This window comes from Streptomyces sp. NPDC005866 (assembly GCF_040629895.1).
Lineage (GTDB): Bacteria > Actinomycetota > Actinomycetes > Streptomycetales > Streptomycetaceae > Streptomyces.
In genome coordinates, this window is sequence record NZ_JBEXWP010000001.1 from 1 (window position 1) to 15136 (window position 15136).

Annotated in this window: 13 protein-coding genes and 1 pseudogene; 7 read left to right on the top strand and 7 right to left on the bottom strand. The window is 70.3% G+C overall.

Annotated features, from left to right (window positions below; genetic code table 11):
- The 3 genes from ABZ396_RS00005 to glgB form a co-directional block, all read left to right on the top strand.
- On the top strand, positions 1 to 230 hold a 230-nt coding region (locus tag ABZ396_RS00005), incomplete at its 5' end, for an alpha-glucosidase C-terminal domain-containing protein (protein ID WP_358925181.1).
- Between the two features lie 123 nt (positions 231 to 353).
- The gene (locus ABZ396_RS00010; RefSeq protein WP_358925179.1) at positions 354 to 1733 is read left to right on the top strand and encodes a maltokinase; all 1380 of its coding nucleotides are present in this window, start codon (positions 354 to 356) and stop codon (positions 1731 to 1733) included.
- Between the two features lie 18 nt (positions 1734 to 1751).
- Complete coding sequence (gene glgB / locus ABZ396_RS00015) at positions 1752 to 3938, top strand: 1,4-alpha-glucan branching enzyme (RefSeq protein ID WP_358925177.1); 2187 nt, start codon at positions 1752 to 1754, stop codon at positions 3936 to 3938.
- A gap of 58 nt (positions 3939 to 3996) precedes the next feature.
- Here glgB and ABZ396_RS00020 read toward each other — a convergent pair whose 3' ends face one another.
- The 5 genes from ABZ396_RS00020 to ABZ396_RS00040 all read right to left on the bottom strand — a co-directional run bounded on the left by ABZ396_RS00020 (position 3997) and on the right by ABZ396_RS00040 (position 8252).
- Entirely contained in the window at positions 3997 to 6279 is a 2283-nt protein-coding gene (locus ABZ396_RS00020) for a UvrD-helicase domain-containing protein (protein WP_358925188.1), read from the bottom strand.
- 145 nt (positions 6280 to 6424) lie between these two features.
- The gene (locus tag ABZ396_RS00025; protein ID WP_358925176.1) at positions 6425 to 6757 is read right to left on the bottom strand and encodes a thioredoxin family protein; all 333 of its coding nucleotides are present in this window, start codon (positions 6755 to 6757) and stop codon (positions 6425 to 6427) included.
- Positions 6754 to 7182, bottom strand: coding sequence for a MerR family transcriptional regulator (locus ABZ396_RS00030; protein WP_358925174.1), 429 nt, complete (start codon positions 7180 to 7182; stop codon positions 6754 to 6756). The genes ABZ396_RS00025 and ABZ396_RS00030 overlap by 4 nt, the downstream gene beginning before the upstream one ends.
- Before the next feature lie 29 nt (positions 7183 to 7211).
- The gene (locus ABZ396_RS00035) at positions 7212 to 7985 is read right to left on the bottom strand and encodes a DUF2127 domain-containing protein (RefSeq protein WP_358925172.1); all 774 of its coding nucleotides are present in this window, start codon (positions 7983 to 7985) and stop codon (positions 7212 to 7214) included.
- A 93-nt stretch (positions 7986 to 8078) separates the two neighbouring features.
- Positions 8079 to 8252 carry a hypothetical protein gene (locus tag ABZ396_RS00040; RefSeq protein ID WP_358925170.1) on the bottom strand — a complete coding sequence of 58 codons (174 nt, stop codon included), beginning with the start codon at positions 8250 to 8252 and terminating at the stop codon, positions 8079 to 8081.
- 104 nt (positions 8253 to 8356) lie between these two features.
- Here ABZ396_RS00040 and ABZ396_RS00045 point away from each other — a divergent pair.
- Positions 8357 to 8506: pseudogene (locus tag ABZ396_RS00045) on the top strand (TetR/AcrR family transcriptional regulator); the annotation flags it as partial.
- A 128-nt stretch (positions 8507 to 8634) separates the two neighbouring features.
- On the opposite strand, the gene ABZ396_RS00050 reads toward ABZ396_RS00045, so the two are convergent.
- Positions 8635 to 10044 (bottom strand): cation:dicarboxylase symporter family transporter, encoded by a 1410-nt coding sequence (locus ABZ396_RS00050; protein ID WP_358925186.1) that lies wholly within the window; start codon positions 10042 to 10044, stop codon positions 8635 to 8637.
- Positions 10045 to 10165: 121 nt separating this feature from the next.
- Here ABZ396_RS00050 and ABZ396_RS00055 point away from each other — a divergent pair, with 121 nt between their 5' ends.
- The gene (locus ABZ396_RS00055) at positions 10166 to 11794 is read left to right on the top strand and encodes a sensor histidine kinase (protein WP_358925169.1); all 1629 of its coding nucleotides are present in this window, start codon (positions 10166 to 10168) and stop codon (positions 11792 to 11794) included.
- Positions 11794 to 12477 (top strand): response regulator, encoded by a 684-nt coding sequence (locus ABZ396_RS00060; RefSeq protein ID WP_358925167.1) that lies wholly within the window; start codon positions 11794 to 11796, stop codon positions 12475 to 12477. Before ABZ396_RS00055 ends, ABZ396_RS00060 begins: the two co-directional genes overlap by 1 nt.
- Before the next feature lie 76 nt (positions 12478 to 12553).
- On the opposite strand, the gene ABZ396_RS00065 is transcribed toward ABZ396_RS00060, so the two are convergent.
- Complete coding sequence (locus ABZ396_RS00065) at positions 12554 to 13537, bottom strand: pyridoxal-phosphate dependent enzyme (protein ID WP_358925165.1); 984 nt, start codon at positions 13535 to 13537, stop codon at positions 12554 to 12556.
- Positions 13538 to 13754: 217 nt separating this feature from the next.
- Between ABZ396_RS00065 and ABZ396_RS00070 the strand changes: the two genes are divergently transcribed.
- Positions 13755 to 15128, top strand: a complete 1374-nt coding sequence (locus tag ABZ396_RS00070) for an extracellular solute-binding protein (RefSeq protein WP_358925163.1) — start codon at positions 13755 to 13757, stop codon at positions 15126 to 15128.
- The last annotated feature ends 8 nt before the right edge of the window (positions 15129 to 15136 follow it).

Consider the following 15136-nt stretch of genomic DNA (forward strand, 5'->3'; position numbering starts at 1 on the left):
CGGTGATCGCGTTCCTGCGGGAGTACGAGGACGACCTGGTCCTGTGCGTGCACAACTTCTCCCGGTTCGCCCAGCCCACCGAGCTGGACCTGCGGCCCTTCAACGGCCGGCATCCGGTGGAGCTGTTCGGCGGGGTGCGGTTCCCGGCCATCGGTGAGCTGCCGTACCTGCTGACCCTGGCGGGGCACGGTTTCTACTGGTTCCGGCTGCGCGCGGACGGGGCTCAATAGCCCCCACGGGGCTCAACAGCCGATACTCGGCATAGTCCACCCCGGGCGGCGGCGGTTTCCTCCGGCCCGCCCGGGGCACGCATCACTAACGCCCCCGACGACCCGGGGAAAGGACGTACCGCCATGGCGGAAACGGTCACCCCCTCAACGCCCCCTCTCCTCCACTCACTCGACCCCCTCCTGCGCGAATGGCTGCCCCGGCAGCGCTGGTTCGCGGGCAAGGGCCGCCCGGTCACCGGTTTCTCCATGGTGGCCGAGACGGAACTCCTGCCCTCGGACAACAGGCTGGGCCTGCACCATCTGCTGGTCCGCGCCGAGCAGCCGCCCGCCCCCGCCGAGGCCGGCGACTGCTACCAGCTGCTCATAGGCGTGCGCGAGGCATTGCCGCCCCGGCTGGCGCCCGCGCTGATCGGACACCTGACCGACGGCCCGTGGGCCGGACACACGGTGTACGACGCCCTGTACGACCCCCGGCCCGCCGAGGTGCTCCTGGAGGCCCTGCGCACCCAGGCCCACATCGGCGGGCTGTTCTTCGAACGCGAACCCGGCCAGGAAATACGCGACGGGCTGGTGGCACGGCTGCTGACCGCCGAGCAGTCCAATTCCTCCGTCGTCTACGGAGATACGTTTATCCTGAAGCTGTTGCGCCGGGTGGTGCCCGGCGTCAACCCCGACCTGGAGATACCCCTGGCGCTGGCCCGCGAGGGCTGTGACCGGGTGCCCGCCCCGACGGCGTGGCTGCGGGCGGAGCTGGCCGACGAGCCCGACGCGTCGTATGTCCTGGCCGTGCTGCAGCCGTTCATACGCGGCGCGACCGACGGCTGGGAACTGGCCCTGCGCGAGCTGGCCAAGGGCGAGGACTTCACGGCGGAGGCTCGGGCGCTGGGGCGGGCCACCGCCGAGGTGCACACCGCGCTGGCCCTGGCGCTGCCGACCGTCACCCTCGGACACAGCCAGCTGGAGTCGATGGTCGCGGGCATGACCGAGCGCCTGGAAACGGCCGCACAGGCGGTGCCGGCGCTGCGGCCGTACGAGGGCGGGCTGCGCTCGGCCTACGAGGCGCTGGCCGGCCTGTCCGCCGAGGGCCGCACCTGGACCGCCCAGCGGGTGCACGGCGATCTGCACCTGGGGCAGTGCCTGCGCTCGCCGTCCGGGGAGTGGTCGCTGATCGACTTCGAGGGGGAGCCGGCCCGCCCGCTGGCCGAGCGCCGGATGCCGCAGCCGCCGGTGCGGGACATCGCCGGCATGCTGCGCTCCTTCGACTACGCGGCCCACTCGATGACCCCACCGGCCCGTGACTGGGCGCATCGGTGCCGGGCGGCCTACTGCTCCGGATACGCCGAGATCGCCGGTATCGACCCCCGCACCGACCCCGTCCTGCTGCGGGCCTACGAGACCGACAAGGCCGTCTACGAGGTCGTCTACGAGGCCCGGCACCGCCCCGACTGGCTTCCCGTGCCCCTGTCGGCCGTACACCGCCTCGCCACCTCCGACTCGACCTGATCTCCGGGAGAAGCGTCCGTGACCTCCAAGAAGCCCGTTTCCGTAGCCGCCGACGACCGTACGCGGCTGCTGCACGGCACGCACCACGATCCGCACTCCGTCCTGGGCGCGCATCCGGTCCCGGACGGCGGAGTCGCCGTCCGGGCGTTCCGCCCGTACGCCCGCGCGGTGACGGTGATAGCCGGCCGGGATCTGCGGGCCGAACTGCACGACGACGGCGACGGCTTCTTCTCCGTCCTGCTCCCCCTCTCCGAGGTGCCGGTCTACCGACTGCTGGTGGAGTACGACGGGACGGTCCAGGAGACCGAGGACGCGTACCGCTTCCTGCCCACCCTGGGCGAGCTGGACCTGCATCTGCTCGGCGAGGGCCGGCACGAGCGGCTGTGGGAGGCGCTCGGCGCGCACCCCATGACCCACCAGGGTGTGCCCGGCACCCGTTTCTCGGTGTGGGCGCCGAACGCGCGGGGCGTCCGGCTGGCCGGCGGGTTCAACTTCTGGGACGGCACCGGGTATCCGATGCGCTCGCTCGGCTCCTCCGGGATCTGGGAGCTGTTCGTGCCGGGCATCGGCGACGGCGAGCTGTACAAGTTCGACATCACCCGCCCGGACGGCTCCCGCACGCTGCGTGCCGACCCGATGGCCCGTCGTACCGAGGCCCCGCCCAGCACCTCGTCGATCATCCACGCGTCCCACCACGAGTGGACCGACGAGCAGTGGATGACCCACCGGGGCGACACCCCCGTGCACGAGGCGCCCTTCTCGGTGTACGAGGTGCACCTGGCGTCCTGGCGCCCCGGCCTGACGTACCGCGAACTGGCCGAGCAGCTGCCGCGCTACGTCCGCGACCTGGGCTTCACGCATGTCGAGCTGATGCCGGTCGCCGAGCACCCCTTCGGCGGCTCCTGGGGCTACCAGGTCACCGGCTTCTACGCGCCGACGGCCCGGCTGGGCACCCCCGACGACTTCAAGTACCTGGTCGACGCCCTCCACCGGGCGGGCATCGGGGTGCTGATGGACTGGGTGCCGGCGCACTTCCCGCGGGACGACTGGGCGCTGGCGGAGTTCGACGGGCGGCCGCTGTACGAGCACTCGGACCCGCTCCGGGCCGCCCACCCCGACTGGGGCACCCTGGAGTTCGACTTCGGGCGCCGGGAGGTCCGCAACTTCCTGGTGGCGAACGCCCTGTACTGGTGCGAGGAGTTCCACATCGACGGGCTGCGGGTCGACGCGGTCGCCTCGATGCTCTACCTGGACTACTCGCGCGAGCCGGGCCAGTGGACGCCGAACGAGCACGGCGGCCGGGAGAACCTGGACGCGGTGGCGTTCCTGCAGGAGATGAACGCGACGGTCTACCGTCGGGTGCCGGGCGTGGTGACGATCGCCGAGGAGTCGACGGCCTGGGAGGGCGTGACGCGCCCCACCGACACCGGCGGTCTCGGTTTCGGCCTGAAGTGGAACATGGGCTGGATGCACGACTCGCTGGAGTACATGGCCCACGAGCCGGTCCACCGCAAGTACCACCATCACGAGATGACCTTCTCGATGGTGTACGCGTACAGCGAGAACTACGTCCTGCCCATCTCCCACGACGAGGTCGTCCACGGCAAACGCTCGCTCGTCTCGAAGATGCCCGGCGACTGGTGGCAGCAGCGCGCCAACCACCGTGCCTACCTGGCCTTCATGTGGGCCCATCCGGGCAAGCAGCTCCTCTTCATGGGGCAGGAGTTCGCCCAGGGCGCGGAGTGGTCGGAGGTGCACGGCCCGGACTGGTGGCTGCTCGACCCGGGGTACGGCGCCGAGGCCGACCACCGGGGCGTGCGGGACCTGGTCCGCGACCTCAACTCCGTGTACCGCGCGACGCCGGCCCTGTGGCAGCGGGACACCTCCCCCGCCGGTTTCCGGTGGATCGTGGGCGACGCGGCGGAGGACAACGTCTTCGCGTTCCTGAGGTACGACGCCGAGGGCACGCCGCTCCTCGCGGTCTGCAACCTCGCCCCGGTGGTCCGCCAGGACTACCGCCTGGGCGTCCCGGACGAGATCCCCGCCTGGCACGAGGCCCTCAACACCGACCGGGCCGGCTACGGCGGCGGCGACGTCACCAACCCCGACCCGGTCAAGCCGGAGCCCCAGGCCGCCCACGGCCACCCGGCAAGCATCCGCCTCACGCTGCCACCCCTGGCCACGGTGTGGCTGCGGCCGGCGTAGGTCCGGGTCCCGGTCCGGAGGTCCCCGGCCCCCGGACCTGGGCCGCCATGCCGGCCCCTCAGGAAGCCAGGTCGACCAGTCCCTTCGGCAGCGGGCCGGTGTGCAGCACGCCGAGCCGCTGGGTGGCCCGGGTCAGTGCCACATACAGGTCGCTGGTGCCGTAGCGGCCCGGCTCCACCACCAGGACCGAGTCGAACTCCAGGCCCTTGGCCTGGCGCGGGTCGAGGAGTACGACCGTCCGGGTCAGGTCGGGTTCGGCGCCGGCCGTGACGCCGTCCAGGCGGGTGGCGAGGGCGCGGTGCAGGTCGCGTGGGGCGATCACCGCCAGACGGCCCTCCGCCGGGGTGAGTTCGGCGACCGCCTTCTCGACGGCGCCGGGGAGGTCGTCGTAGGTCTGCCGGATCCACGGCCGTACGCCCGTCGAGCGGACCGAGCTCGGGGGCTCGAAGTCCGGGTTCTCGGCGCGGACCACGGCCGCGGCGAGGTCCATGATCTCGGACGGGGTGCGGTAGTTGACGCCGAGGCGGGTGTGGTCCCAGCGGTCCTCGACATACGGTTCGAGGATCTTCGACCAGGAGCCCACGCCGGCCGCCTCCGCGGTCTGGGCCGGGTCGCCGACCAGGGTCATGGACCGGGTCGGGCTGCGTCGCATCAGCAGCCGCCAGGCCATCGGTGACAGCTCCTGCGCCTCGTCGACGATGATGTGGCCGAAGGCCCAGGTCCGGTCGGCCGACGCCCGTTCGGCCGCGCTGCGGGAGTCGTCCTCCTCCTGGCGCTCGGCGAAGCGTTCGGCGTCGATGATGTCGTGCGCGGACAGGATCTCGGAGGCATCGGGATCACTGTCCTCCTTGTCGTCGAACTCGTACGTGCGGGAGGCGTAGGAGACGTCGAGGACGCCCTGCGCATAGGCGATCTGGGTCTCGCGTTCACGTTCGGCGCGGGCCCGGGCGACGCGCTCGTCGACGCCCAGCAGCTCGGCCGCCTCGTCGAGGAGGGGGACGTCCGAGACCGTCCAGGCCCGGGTGACCGGGCGGCGGATCGCGGCCGCGTCCTCGTCGCCGAGATACCCCTCGGGGCCGGCGAGGAAGTCGGCGACCAGGCGCTGCGGGGTCAGCCGCGGCCACAGCTGGTCGACGGCGGACCAGACCTCCGGGTTCTCGGCGAGGTCGTCGCGGATCTGGGTGATGTCGGAGGCGTCCAGCAGGCTGCTGCCGTCGAAGGGGTCGGTGCCCACCCGTTCGGCGTACAGCTCGGTGAGCGTATTGAGGATGTGGCCCTCGAAGTGCTCGCGGGCCACGTTGTGCGGGAGCCCGGCGGCGCGGGTGCGCTCGCGGGCCATGTTCACCAGGCCGTCGTCGAGCATCAGCACCTCCCGGTCGTGCTCGATGGTGAGCACCGGGTCGGGCAGCGCCTGCCGGTCGCGTACGGCGGCGGCGAGGACGTCGGCCATGTCGGCGCGGCCCTTCACGGCGGCCGCCTCGCAAGTGTCGGCCGCCGTCGCCTTCACACCCGGGTACAGCTCGCCGACCGTCGCCAGCAGCACGCCCGTCTCGCCGAGCGAGGGCAGCACCTCGCCGATGTAGCCGAGGAAGGCTGGGTTGGGGCCGACGATGAGCACGGCCCGCTTGGCGAGCAGTTCCCGGTGTTCGTAGAGGAGATAGGCGGCCCGGTGGAGCGCGACCGCGGTCTTGCCCGTCCCCGGGCCGCCCTCGACGACCAGGATCCCGCGGTGCGGTGCCCGGATGATCTCGTCCTGCTCGGCCTGGATGGTCTGCACGATGTCGTTCATCCGGCCGGTGCGGGCGGAGTTGAGGGCGGCGAGCAGTACCGCGTCGCCGGAGGGGTCCTCGTGGCCGGTGCGCTCCTGGTCGCCGAGGTCGAGGATCTCGTCGTGCAGCGAGGCGACCGTGCGGCCGTCGGTGGCGATGTGCCGGCGGCGGCGCAGGCCCATCGGGGTGTGGCCGGTGGCCAGGTAGAAGGGGCGGGCGACCGCGGCGCGCCAGTCGATGAGGACCGGGGTGCGCTCGGCGTCGTTCCGGCGCAGTCCGATCCGGCCGATGTGGTGCTTCGTGCCGGAGGTCAGGTCGATCCGCCCGAAGCAGAGGGAGCCGTCCACGGCGTTCAGCGCGGCGAGCAGCCCGGACCGCTCGCTGACCAGGATGTCCCGCTCCAGTCGGGCCTGCATCGGCTTGTCGCCGAGGGCGAGGGCGTCCGCGACCGAGTCCTCGGTGTCGCCGCGCAGCGCGTCCACCCGTGCGTACAGTCCGTCGATGAATTCCTGTTCGTGCCGCAATTCATCGTCCGGAAATTCGGTGTTTGACAATTCCGCTCCCGCCCGGATATACTATGCCCACTGAACTTCTCCGTGACCGAACCGATTTCACCATCGACTTGAAGTCACGAACTCTTGAATATACGCAAAGAAATCCCCCGAGCGCAATTGCTCGGGGGATTTCTTGTGGCACGTCTTGCGGCATCCGGAGGGCTCAGAGCACGTCGGACAGCTCCTCGAGGAGCCGCCGCTTGGGCCGGGCGCCCACCATCGACTTCACCGGCTCGCCGTCCCGGAACACCATGAACGTCGGCATCGACAGCACCTTGTAGGCGTTCGTCGTCTCCGGGTTGTGGTCCACGTCCAGCTGGACCACCTTCAGCCGCTCGCCCTCCTCCGCCGCGAGGGCCGTGAGCACCGGCGCCATCTGCCGGCACGGCGGGCACCAGTCGGCGGTGAACTCCACCAGCACCGGCCCCTGAGCCCCGATCACCTCCGCCCCGAAGTCCGCGTCCGTCACCTCGGCCACACCCGTCGCCTTGGTCATTCGACATTCCCTCCCAGCTCGCACACCGGTTCCGGACCGCCCGGAACCTCCGCCTCGGCGGCCAGTTCGGCCCGCACCCGCTCGGCCCGCGCCAGCTGGGCACCGACCTCGGCGCGCACGGCCTGCAACTCGCCGATGAGCGAGTCCAGCTCCGCCAGCTTGCGCCGGTAGACCGCGAGCGACGCCGGACAGGTGTCGCCCTCCGGGTGCCCGGCCCGCAGACACTCCACGAACGGCCGGGTCTCCTCCAGCTCGAACCCGAAGTCCTGGAGCGTCCGGATCTGCGTGAGCAGCTTCAGGTCGCTCTCGTCGTACGTCCGGTGGCCGTTCCCGGCACGCCGCGCGGGCAGCAGCCCGCGCGCCTCGTAGTACCGCAGGGTGCGCGTGGTGGTCCCGGCCCGTGCGGCCAGCTCGCCGATTCGCATGTCTACGACCGTAAGACTTGACGCCGACGTCAACGCAAGCTCGGCTGCACCCCCGCCGACTCCTCGACCTCCATCAGGGAGGCGCTGTGCCGCTCCTCGTCGAAGGCCCGGCGCCCGCCGCGCAGCCCGAACAGCCGCTTGGTGAGAGCGATGTAGAGCACCGCGAGGATGTTCAGCACCAGCGTGGCGATCTTCAGATAGCTGACCTTGTCGGTGAGTTCGTAGATCTCCAGCGGCAGAAAGGCGGCGGTGGCGACCACGGTCAGATACTCCGCCCACCGCTTGGCGTACCAGAGTCCGACCGCCTCGACGAGTTCGATCAGCGCGTACGCCAGCAGCAGCGCGGCCACCAGCAGCAGCGTGGAGTGCTTGTAGCCGAAGGCCTTCTGTATGGAGCCGACGACCGGTGAATGGTCGAGGTCGTAGTGGAAGTGCCTGAAGACCGGCCGGAAGGTGTCCAGGTACTCGTTGAAGAGCCGGCGCACCGCGTCCTGGCTGTTGCTGAACTTCCACACCGCGACCGCGACCAGCACGATGAACACCCCGCGCACGGCCCGCTCGATCGCCAGGAACCGCAGGATGAACAGATCCCGCAGTACCTTCCCGCGCGGCACCAGCGGGGCGTCCGCCGCCGGCCCCGAGCCGTGCGGCTCACCGAGCACGAAGTCGCCGCAGCGCAGACAGCGCCAGGCGTCCCCGACCGCGGTCTGGGTGTGCAGCCGCACCCGCAGCTGCGGGTCGTCCGGGGCATAGGTCACATGCCCCTTGCGCGCGCAGTGCCGCCGATCCCAGTCGATCTTCATCCCCCGTGCCTCCCTGCGGACATGCCGACGTGCCGTTCCGGTTGGTCAGGAACGGCACGTTAGTGGATACGGCTGACAAGTGACGGTGAGGGGTCAGCGCGCCCCGCTGTCCACCAGGTCCCGCTCCTCGGCCGCGGCCTCCACTTGGGCCTTCCCGCGCCCCGGCAGCAGCACCGCCACCAGCACGGTCCCGATGCCCAGGATCACCGCGCCGACCAGGCTGGTGTGGGCCACGTCGGCGAAGGAGGAGCCGACGGCGTCCGCCATCTGCCGGGCGCCCTGCGCCAGTTACTGTGCCTGCGCCTTCAACCGGGCCGCCTGCTGCGGGTCGGTGGCCTGCGCTGCCCGGGCGGCCGTCTGCCGGGCCTTCTCACGAACAGCTGCTTTTCGCGGTGATGGAGGCGGTGAACGACGGCCTGCTCGACGCCAAGGAGGCGGGCCGCTCCGCCGCGGTCAGCGCACTGACGGCGGCGGGCGTGCCCGCCTCCAGGGCCACCGCGCTGGTGGCCGAGTTGAGCGAGTCGTCCCTTCGGACAGGCCTCCGGGCGGCTGAGCGCACGGGGGGAGTTCTCAGCCGCCCGGAGAGCGGTGGCCGGACGGCCGGCCCGGGTTCAGGCCGAGCCGGACGCCCGGCGGCTTTTCCGAGGGGCTACGCCTTGGCCAGTTCCTCGCGCTGCTCGGGCATCTCGGTCACCGCCGGCTCCCCCTCGTCCAGCAGCGTCTTCTCGTCGAAGGGCAGCTCACCGGCGAGCACCTGCCCCACCCGGGCCTTGTCGATCTCCTTGGTCCAGGTGCCGATCAGAACCGTGGCGACCGCGTTGCCGGCGAAGTTCGTCAGCGCGCGGGCCTCGCTCATGAACCGGTCGATACCGACGATCAGACCGACGCCGTCCACCAGCGCGGGCTTGTGCGACTGCAGACCGCCGGCCAGCGTGGCCAGACCGGCGCCGCTGACGCCCGCCGCGCCCTTCGAGGCCAGCAGCAGGAAGAGCAGCAGCGGGATCTGCTCACCGATCGACATCGGCGTACCGAGGGCGTCGGCGATGTACAGCGACGCCATGGTCATGTAGATCATCGTGCCGTCGAGGTTGAAGGAGTACCCCGTAGGAACGGTGATACCGACGACCGGCTTGCTGACACCCAGGTGCTCCATCTTCGCGATGAGCCGCGGCAGCGCGGACTCCGAGGAGGAGGTGGACAGGATCAGCAGGAACTCCCGGGCGAGGTACTTGAACAGCGAGAAGATGTTCAGCCCGGCGATGGCCCGGAGCATCGCGCCCAGCACCACGAAGACGAACAGCACACAGGTGATGTAGAAGCCGAGCATCAGGACGGCCAGGCTCTTGAGCGCGTCGAGCCCGGCGGACCCGACGACGGCCGCGATGGCACCGAACGCACCGATCGGCGCGGCCCACATGATCATGCCCAGGATGCGGAAGACCAGCCGCTGGATGTGCTCGATGCCCCGCAGCACCGGCTGCCCGGCCGATCCCATGGCCTGCAGCGCGAACCCGGCGAGCAGCGCGATGAGCAGCGTCTGCAGCACCTGTCCGTCGGTGAAGGCGGAGACGAAGGTGGTCGGAATGACCGACAGCACGAAGTCGACGCCGCCGAGCGCCTCGGAGTCCACCTGGGCGTGTCCGGAGGCCTTGAGGGCGTTGGTGATGTGCAGCCCGTCACCGGGGTGCAGGATGTTGCCGACCACGAGACCGATGGTGAGCGCGACCAGCGACATCACCAGGAAGTAGCCGAGCGCGATGCCACCCACGGCACCGACCTTGGCGGCCTTCCGTACGGACCCGATCCCGAGCACGATCGTGCAGAAGATGATCGGCGAGATCATCATCTTGATCAGGTTGACGAAGCCGGTACCGAGGGGCTTGAGCTGGACCCCGGCGTCGGGCCAGATGAGCCCCACGGCAATGCCCAGCGCCACCGCGACGATCACAGCGATGTACAGGTAATGGGTACGGTCCCGCTTCACAGCGGGTGCGGCAGGTGCCGTATCGGGGGTGCTTGCGGCGGCCACGGCTGCCCTCCTTGACGTCTTCGTCGGCATCACCGGCGTGCGGCTCACGTCCGGGCGTTATGGGGGTTGCCGTGACTATCTCCTGGTCTGTGAGGGCGGTCACCCTTCCGTTCATTTAGTTCATCGTTAACCCGAGAGGCACACTGCTGACATGCGCTTCCCGCCCGTCCCCCGCCCCCGCAGCCTGGCCGGCCAGCTCTTCGCCATGCAGGCCGTGCTGATAGCGGTGCTGGTCGCCGGCTACGCGCTCTTCACATACGTCAGCGACCGCCAGCAGGCGGAGGCGGAGGCGAGCCGCCAGGCGACCGCGGTGGCACACTCGGTCGCCGACGCTCCCTCGGTCCGCACCGCGATCCGCACGTCTGATCCGAGCGCCCTGCTGCAGCCGTACGCCCTCCAGGTCATGCGGGACACCGAGGTCGACTTCATCACGATCATGTCCCCGGACGGCATCCGCTGGACCCACCCCGACAAGAACGAGATCGGCAGGCACTACCTGGGCCATATCGAGGCGGCCCAGCAGGGCCACACCTACAGCGAGACCTACAGGGGCACCCTCGGCCCGTCGGTGCGCACGGTGACGCCGGTCCTGGACAACGGCCGGGTGATCGGTCTGGTGAGCGCCGGCATCAAGGTGGAGGCGATCAGCCAGCGGGTCCAGGAGCAACTGACGGCGCTGCTGGGGGTGGCGGCGGGCGCGCTGGCGCTGGGCGCGGTCGGCACGTACGTGATCAACGCGCGCCTACGACGTCACACGCACGGCATGAACGCGGCCGAGCTGAGCCGGATGCACAACTACCACCAGGCGGCGCTGCACGCGGTGCGGGAGGGGCTGCTGATGCTGGACGGCCAGTACCGGGTGGCGCTGATCAACGACGGGGGCCGGGAACTGCTGGGGGTGGGCCCGGAGGGGGACGTGGTGGGGCAGTCGGTGGCCGAGCTGGGCCTGCCGGCTCCGCTGACCGGCGCGTTGCTGTCCTCGGAGCCCCGAGTGGACGAGGTGCATCTGACGGCGGACCGGGTGCTGGTGGTGAACACCTCGCCGGTGTCGGGTGGGGAGCGTCGCGGCTCCGTGGTGACGCTGCGAGACGTCACCGAACTCCAGTCCTTGATGGGCGAGTTGGACTCGGAGCGGGGCTTCACACAGGCGCTGCGCTCGCAGGCGCACGAGGCGGCGAACCGCCTCCACACGGTCGTCTCCCTGATCGAGCTGGGCCGGGCGGAGGAGGCGGTGGACTTCGCGACCGCGGAGCTGGAGCTGGCGCAGGCGCTGACCGACCAGGTGGTGGCGGCGGTCAGCGAGCCGGTCCTCGCCGCGCTGCTGCTGGGCAAGACGGCCCAGGCGAACGAGCGGGGCGTCGAGCTGGTGGTCTCGGACGAGAGCCGGCTGGATGACGGTTTGCTACCGGAGAGCCTGTCGGCGCGCGATCTGGTCACCATCCTCGGCAACCTGATCGACAACGCGGTGGACGCGGCCCAGGGCACGGGCCGGGCGCGTGTGACAGTGACCGCCTTCGCGGAGGATGCCGGGCTGGTGATGCGGGTGGCGGACACGGGTGCGGGAGTGGACCCCGCCCATGCGGAACTGGTCTTCCAGCGCGGCTTCACGACGAAGCCGGCCGGGCCGGGCGGGCGGGGGCTGGGGCTGGCGCTGGTACGACAGGCGGTCGTACGGCTGGAGGGCACGTTGACGGTGGCGGAGGCTCCGGGGGGCGGGGCGGTGTTCGAGGTGCGGTTGCCGTTGCGGACGTCGGCGCCGGTTGTCGGGGGCGAGGCGTGATGGCCGGGGAGCCGATTCGGGTGCTGGTGGTGGAAGACGATCCGGTGGCCGCGGACGCGCATGTGATGTACGTGGGGCGGGTGCCGGGGTTCGTGGCGGTGGGGAAGGCGCACAGCGGGGCGGAGGCGCGGCGGATTCTGGACCGTACGGCGGTGGATCTGCTGCTCCTTGACCTGCACCTGCCGGATGTGCACGGGCTACAGTTCGCCCGGTCGCTGCGGGCGGCCGGACATCAGGCGGATGTCATAGCGGTGACGTCGGCACGGGATCTGGCCGTGGTGCGGGAAGGAGTCTCGCTGGGGGTCGTGCAGTACGTGCTGAAGCCGTTCACCTTCGCGACGCTCCGGGACCGGCTGACCCGGTACGCGGAGTTCCGGGCGGCCGTGGGCGAGGCGAGCGGACAGGACGAGGTGGACCGGGCGCTGGCCACGCTCCGGGCGCCGTCGCCCGCGGCGCTTCCGAAGGGCTTGAGCGCGCCGACTCTGGAGCGGGTGACGGTCGCGTTGCGGGAGGCGGAGGAGGGGCTGACGGCGGCGGCGCTGGCGGAGAGCGTGGGAATCTCCCGGATCACGGCGCGTCGATACCTGGAGCACCTGGTGGAGGCGGGACGGGCGGGACGGAGTCCGCTGTACGGGCAGGTGGGGAGACCGGAGTTGGTCTATCGGTGGGGGCGGGGGCGGTAGGGGCGGGGGTTGTGCCGACAAGCCCGTTGTGCGCAATCTCGCGCCGACCCCGACGACGTGGGCGCAGGAGCACTTGTCAGAAGCCGTGGATGGGAGGAGCCGCGCCGACCCACCGGTGATAGGCGTCCAGGTCGACGTTGCTGCCGCACACGATGGTGACCACGTGTCGGCCGGCGAAGCGGTCGCGGTCTTCGAGGATCGCCGCGATGCCGAGCGCGGCCGACGGTTCGACGACGAGGCCGGCGTGGTCGAGGAGCATCCGCATACCGGCGATGATCGACGCCTCCTGTACCAGGACGGCGTCGTCAGCGACCAGGAGGAGGTCGTCCAGGACGGCCGGGATGGGACGCCGGCCGGCGACGCCGTCAGCGATGGTGTCGGTCGAGTCGGTGGTGACGACGCGCCGTTCACGCCACGAGTGCGTCATCGCCGGTGCGCCCAGCGGCTGGACGCAGATCACCTCGACGTCGGGCGCCATGGCCTTCACCACATGCCCCACGCCAGTGGCCAGTGCCCCGCCGCCGAGAGCGATCAATACGGTGTCGAACGACGGCGCGGTGTCCACCAGTTCCAGGCCGATGGTCGCCGCGCCCTCGCAGGTCTCGATGTCCAGGCTGTCTTCGAGCAGCCGTATGTCCTCGTAGCGCGCGATGGCCGCCGCCCGCTCGCGAGCCATCTCGTGGTCGCCGTCCACCAGTTCCAGCCTGGCCTCCAGTGCCCGGATGCGGTCAAGCTTGGCCGCAGTCGCGAAGCGGGATGCCACGACCGTGACGTCGAGCCCCCGGCCGCGACCGGACCAGGCGAGTGCTTGGCCTAGGTTGCCCGCGCTGGCGCACACCACGGCTCGCGAGCCATTGCGGGCGAGCAGGCTCGCGACCACCTCGGTGCCGCGGGCCTTGAAGCTGCGGACCGGGTTCGCCGTTTCGAGCTTGATGCTCACCACGCACCCGAGGCCGGGCTCCAGTGCCTCGCATCGGTACAGCGGAGTGTCGAGGAAAACCGGGTCGACCATCCGGCGAGCCGCCCGGATCCGAGCAGTGTCGAGGCGCGTCTCCTGCACGGCACAGCAGCGTATCGCCACCGGCGCCGACGTTCCGTTCGCCGGCCTCCTGGGTGCGGCTTCTGCGCATCTCCCCGACACCCGGTCGCGGAATCCTCGCGCCCACTTCCCCCCAATCCCCCGCACACTCATTGACCTGACTAGACCACTCCACTTACCTTCACACGGCAAGAGAGACGAACCCCCAGGCCACAGCGCAGTGCGCCCCGAGGAGGTCGTGCCCGTGCGCCCCACCGCCGTCAGCATCGTTGCCCTCGCTCTTGTCACAGCGGCCGCTTCCCTCACCGCGTGCAGCAGCAGGTCCGGGAGCAGTCCCGACACCGTGAAGGTCTCCTTCAAGCAGTCCACGGACAACTCCGTCAAGGTGATGGACACCTATCTCGCGGACATCAAGAAGCAGTTCGAGAAGGAGTATCCGGGCAAGAAGGTCGAACTCGTTCCGATCAAGGCACCGGACTCGGAGTACTACACGAAGCTGCAGCAGATGCTCCGGTCGCCCCGGACCGCTCCCGACCTCGTCTACGAGGACACCTTCCTCATCAACTCCGACATCACCAGCGGGTACTTGAAGCCCCTCGATCCCTACCTCGCCAAGTGGCAGGACTGGGGGCAGTTCATCGACACCGCCAAGACCGCCGCCCAGGGAGAAGACGGGAAGACCTACGGCGTCCCCGACGGCACCGACACCCGCGGGCTCTGGTTCGACAAGGGTGTGTTCAAGAAGGCCGGGCTGCCCGTGAACTGGCAGCCGAAGACCTGGGACGACGTGCTCGCCGCCGCCAGGACCATCAAGAAGAAGGTCCCCGGCGTCACACCCCTCAACGTCTACACCGGCAAGCCCGCCGGCGAGGCCGCCACCATGCAGGGCTTCGAGATGCTGCTGTACGGGACCAATGACGGGACCACCGACCCGCTGTACGACAAGAGCAGCAAGAAGTGGATCGCCGGGAGTCAGGGCTTCAAGGACGCCCTCTCCTTCGTCGAGACCGTGTACAGGGAGAAGCTCGGGCCCGATGTCTCCGACGCCCTCGACCCCAACTTCACCACCACCGTCCGTGGTGAGCTCCTCCCCCAGGGCAAGCTCGGCATCGACCTCGACGGGTCATGGCTTCCGCAGGACTGGAACAAGGGCAGCGGGCACGAGTGGCCTGACTGGTCACAACGACTCGGTCTCGCCTCCATGCCGACCCAGCACGGGCAGGCCCCCGGCAAGGTGAGCATGTCCGGCGGCTGGACCTGGTCCATCCCCGCGAAGGCCGGCAACCCCGACCTCGCCTTCGACTTCATCAAGACCATGCAGACCAAGGCGAACGCCCAGAAGTGGTACATCGCCAACTCGGGCATCGCGGTGCGGAAGGACGTGGCGAGTGATCCGTCGTACACGTCCGCGCAGCCGGGCATCAAGTTCTTCACCGGTCTCGTCGCGAGCACGCACTACCGGCCCGCCTATCCGGCCTACCCGAAGGTCTCCACCGCCATCCAGGAGGCCATGGAAGGGGTGACCGCCGGGGACACGTCCGTCGAGAAGGCAGCCGGCCAGTACGACTCGACGCTCAAGGACGTCACCGGCAATCAAGTCGTCACGCAGTGAGTCAGCCC

Bases quoted from the DNA above. Each gene is read 5' to 3' on its own strand.
- ABZ396_RS00010 (WP_358925179.1), top strand. From the start codon at position 354: ATGGCGGAAACGGTCACCCCCTCAACGCCCCCTCTCCTCCACTCACTC.
- ABZ396_RS00025 (WP_358925176.1), bottom strand. From the start codon at position 6,757: ATGACCAAGGCGACGGGTGTGGCCGAGGTGACGGACGCGGACTTCGGG.
- ABZ396_RS00030 (WP_358925174.1), bottom strand. From the start codon at position 7,182: ATGCGAATCGGCGAGCTGGCCGCACGGGCCGGGACCACCACGCGCACC.
- ABZ396_RS00035 (WP_358925172.1), bottom strand. From the start codon at position 7,985: ATGAAGATCGACTGGGATCGGCGGCACTGCGCGCGCAAGGGGCATGTG.
- ABZ396_RS00040 (WP_358925170.1), bottom strand. From the start codon at position 8,252: ATGGCGGACGCCGTCGGCTCCTCCTTCGCCGACGTGGCCCACACCAGC.
- ABZ396_RS00050 (WP_358925186.1), bottom strand. From the start codon at position 10,044: ATGCCGACGAAGACGTCAAGGAGGGCAGCCGTGGCCGCCGCAAGCACC.
- ABZ396_RS00055 (WP_358925169.1), top strand. From the start codon at position 10,166: ATGCGCTTCCCGCCCGTCCCCCGCCCCCGCAGCCTGGCCGGCCAGCTC.
- ABZ396_RS00060 (WP_358925167.1), top strand. From the start codon at position 11,794: ATGGCCGGGGAGCCGATTCGGGTGCTGGTGGTGGAAGACGATCCGGTG.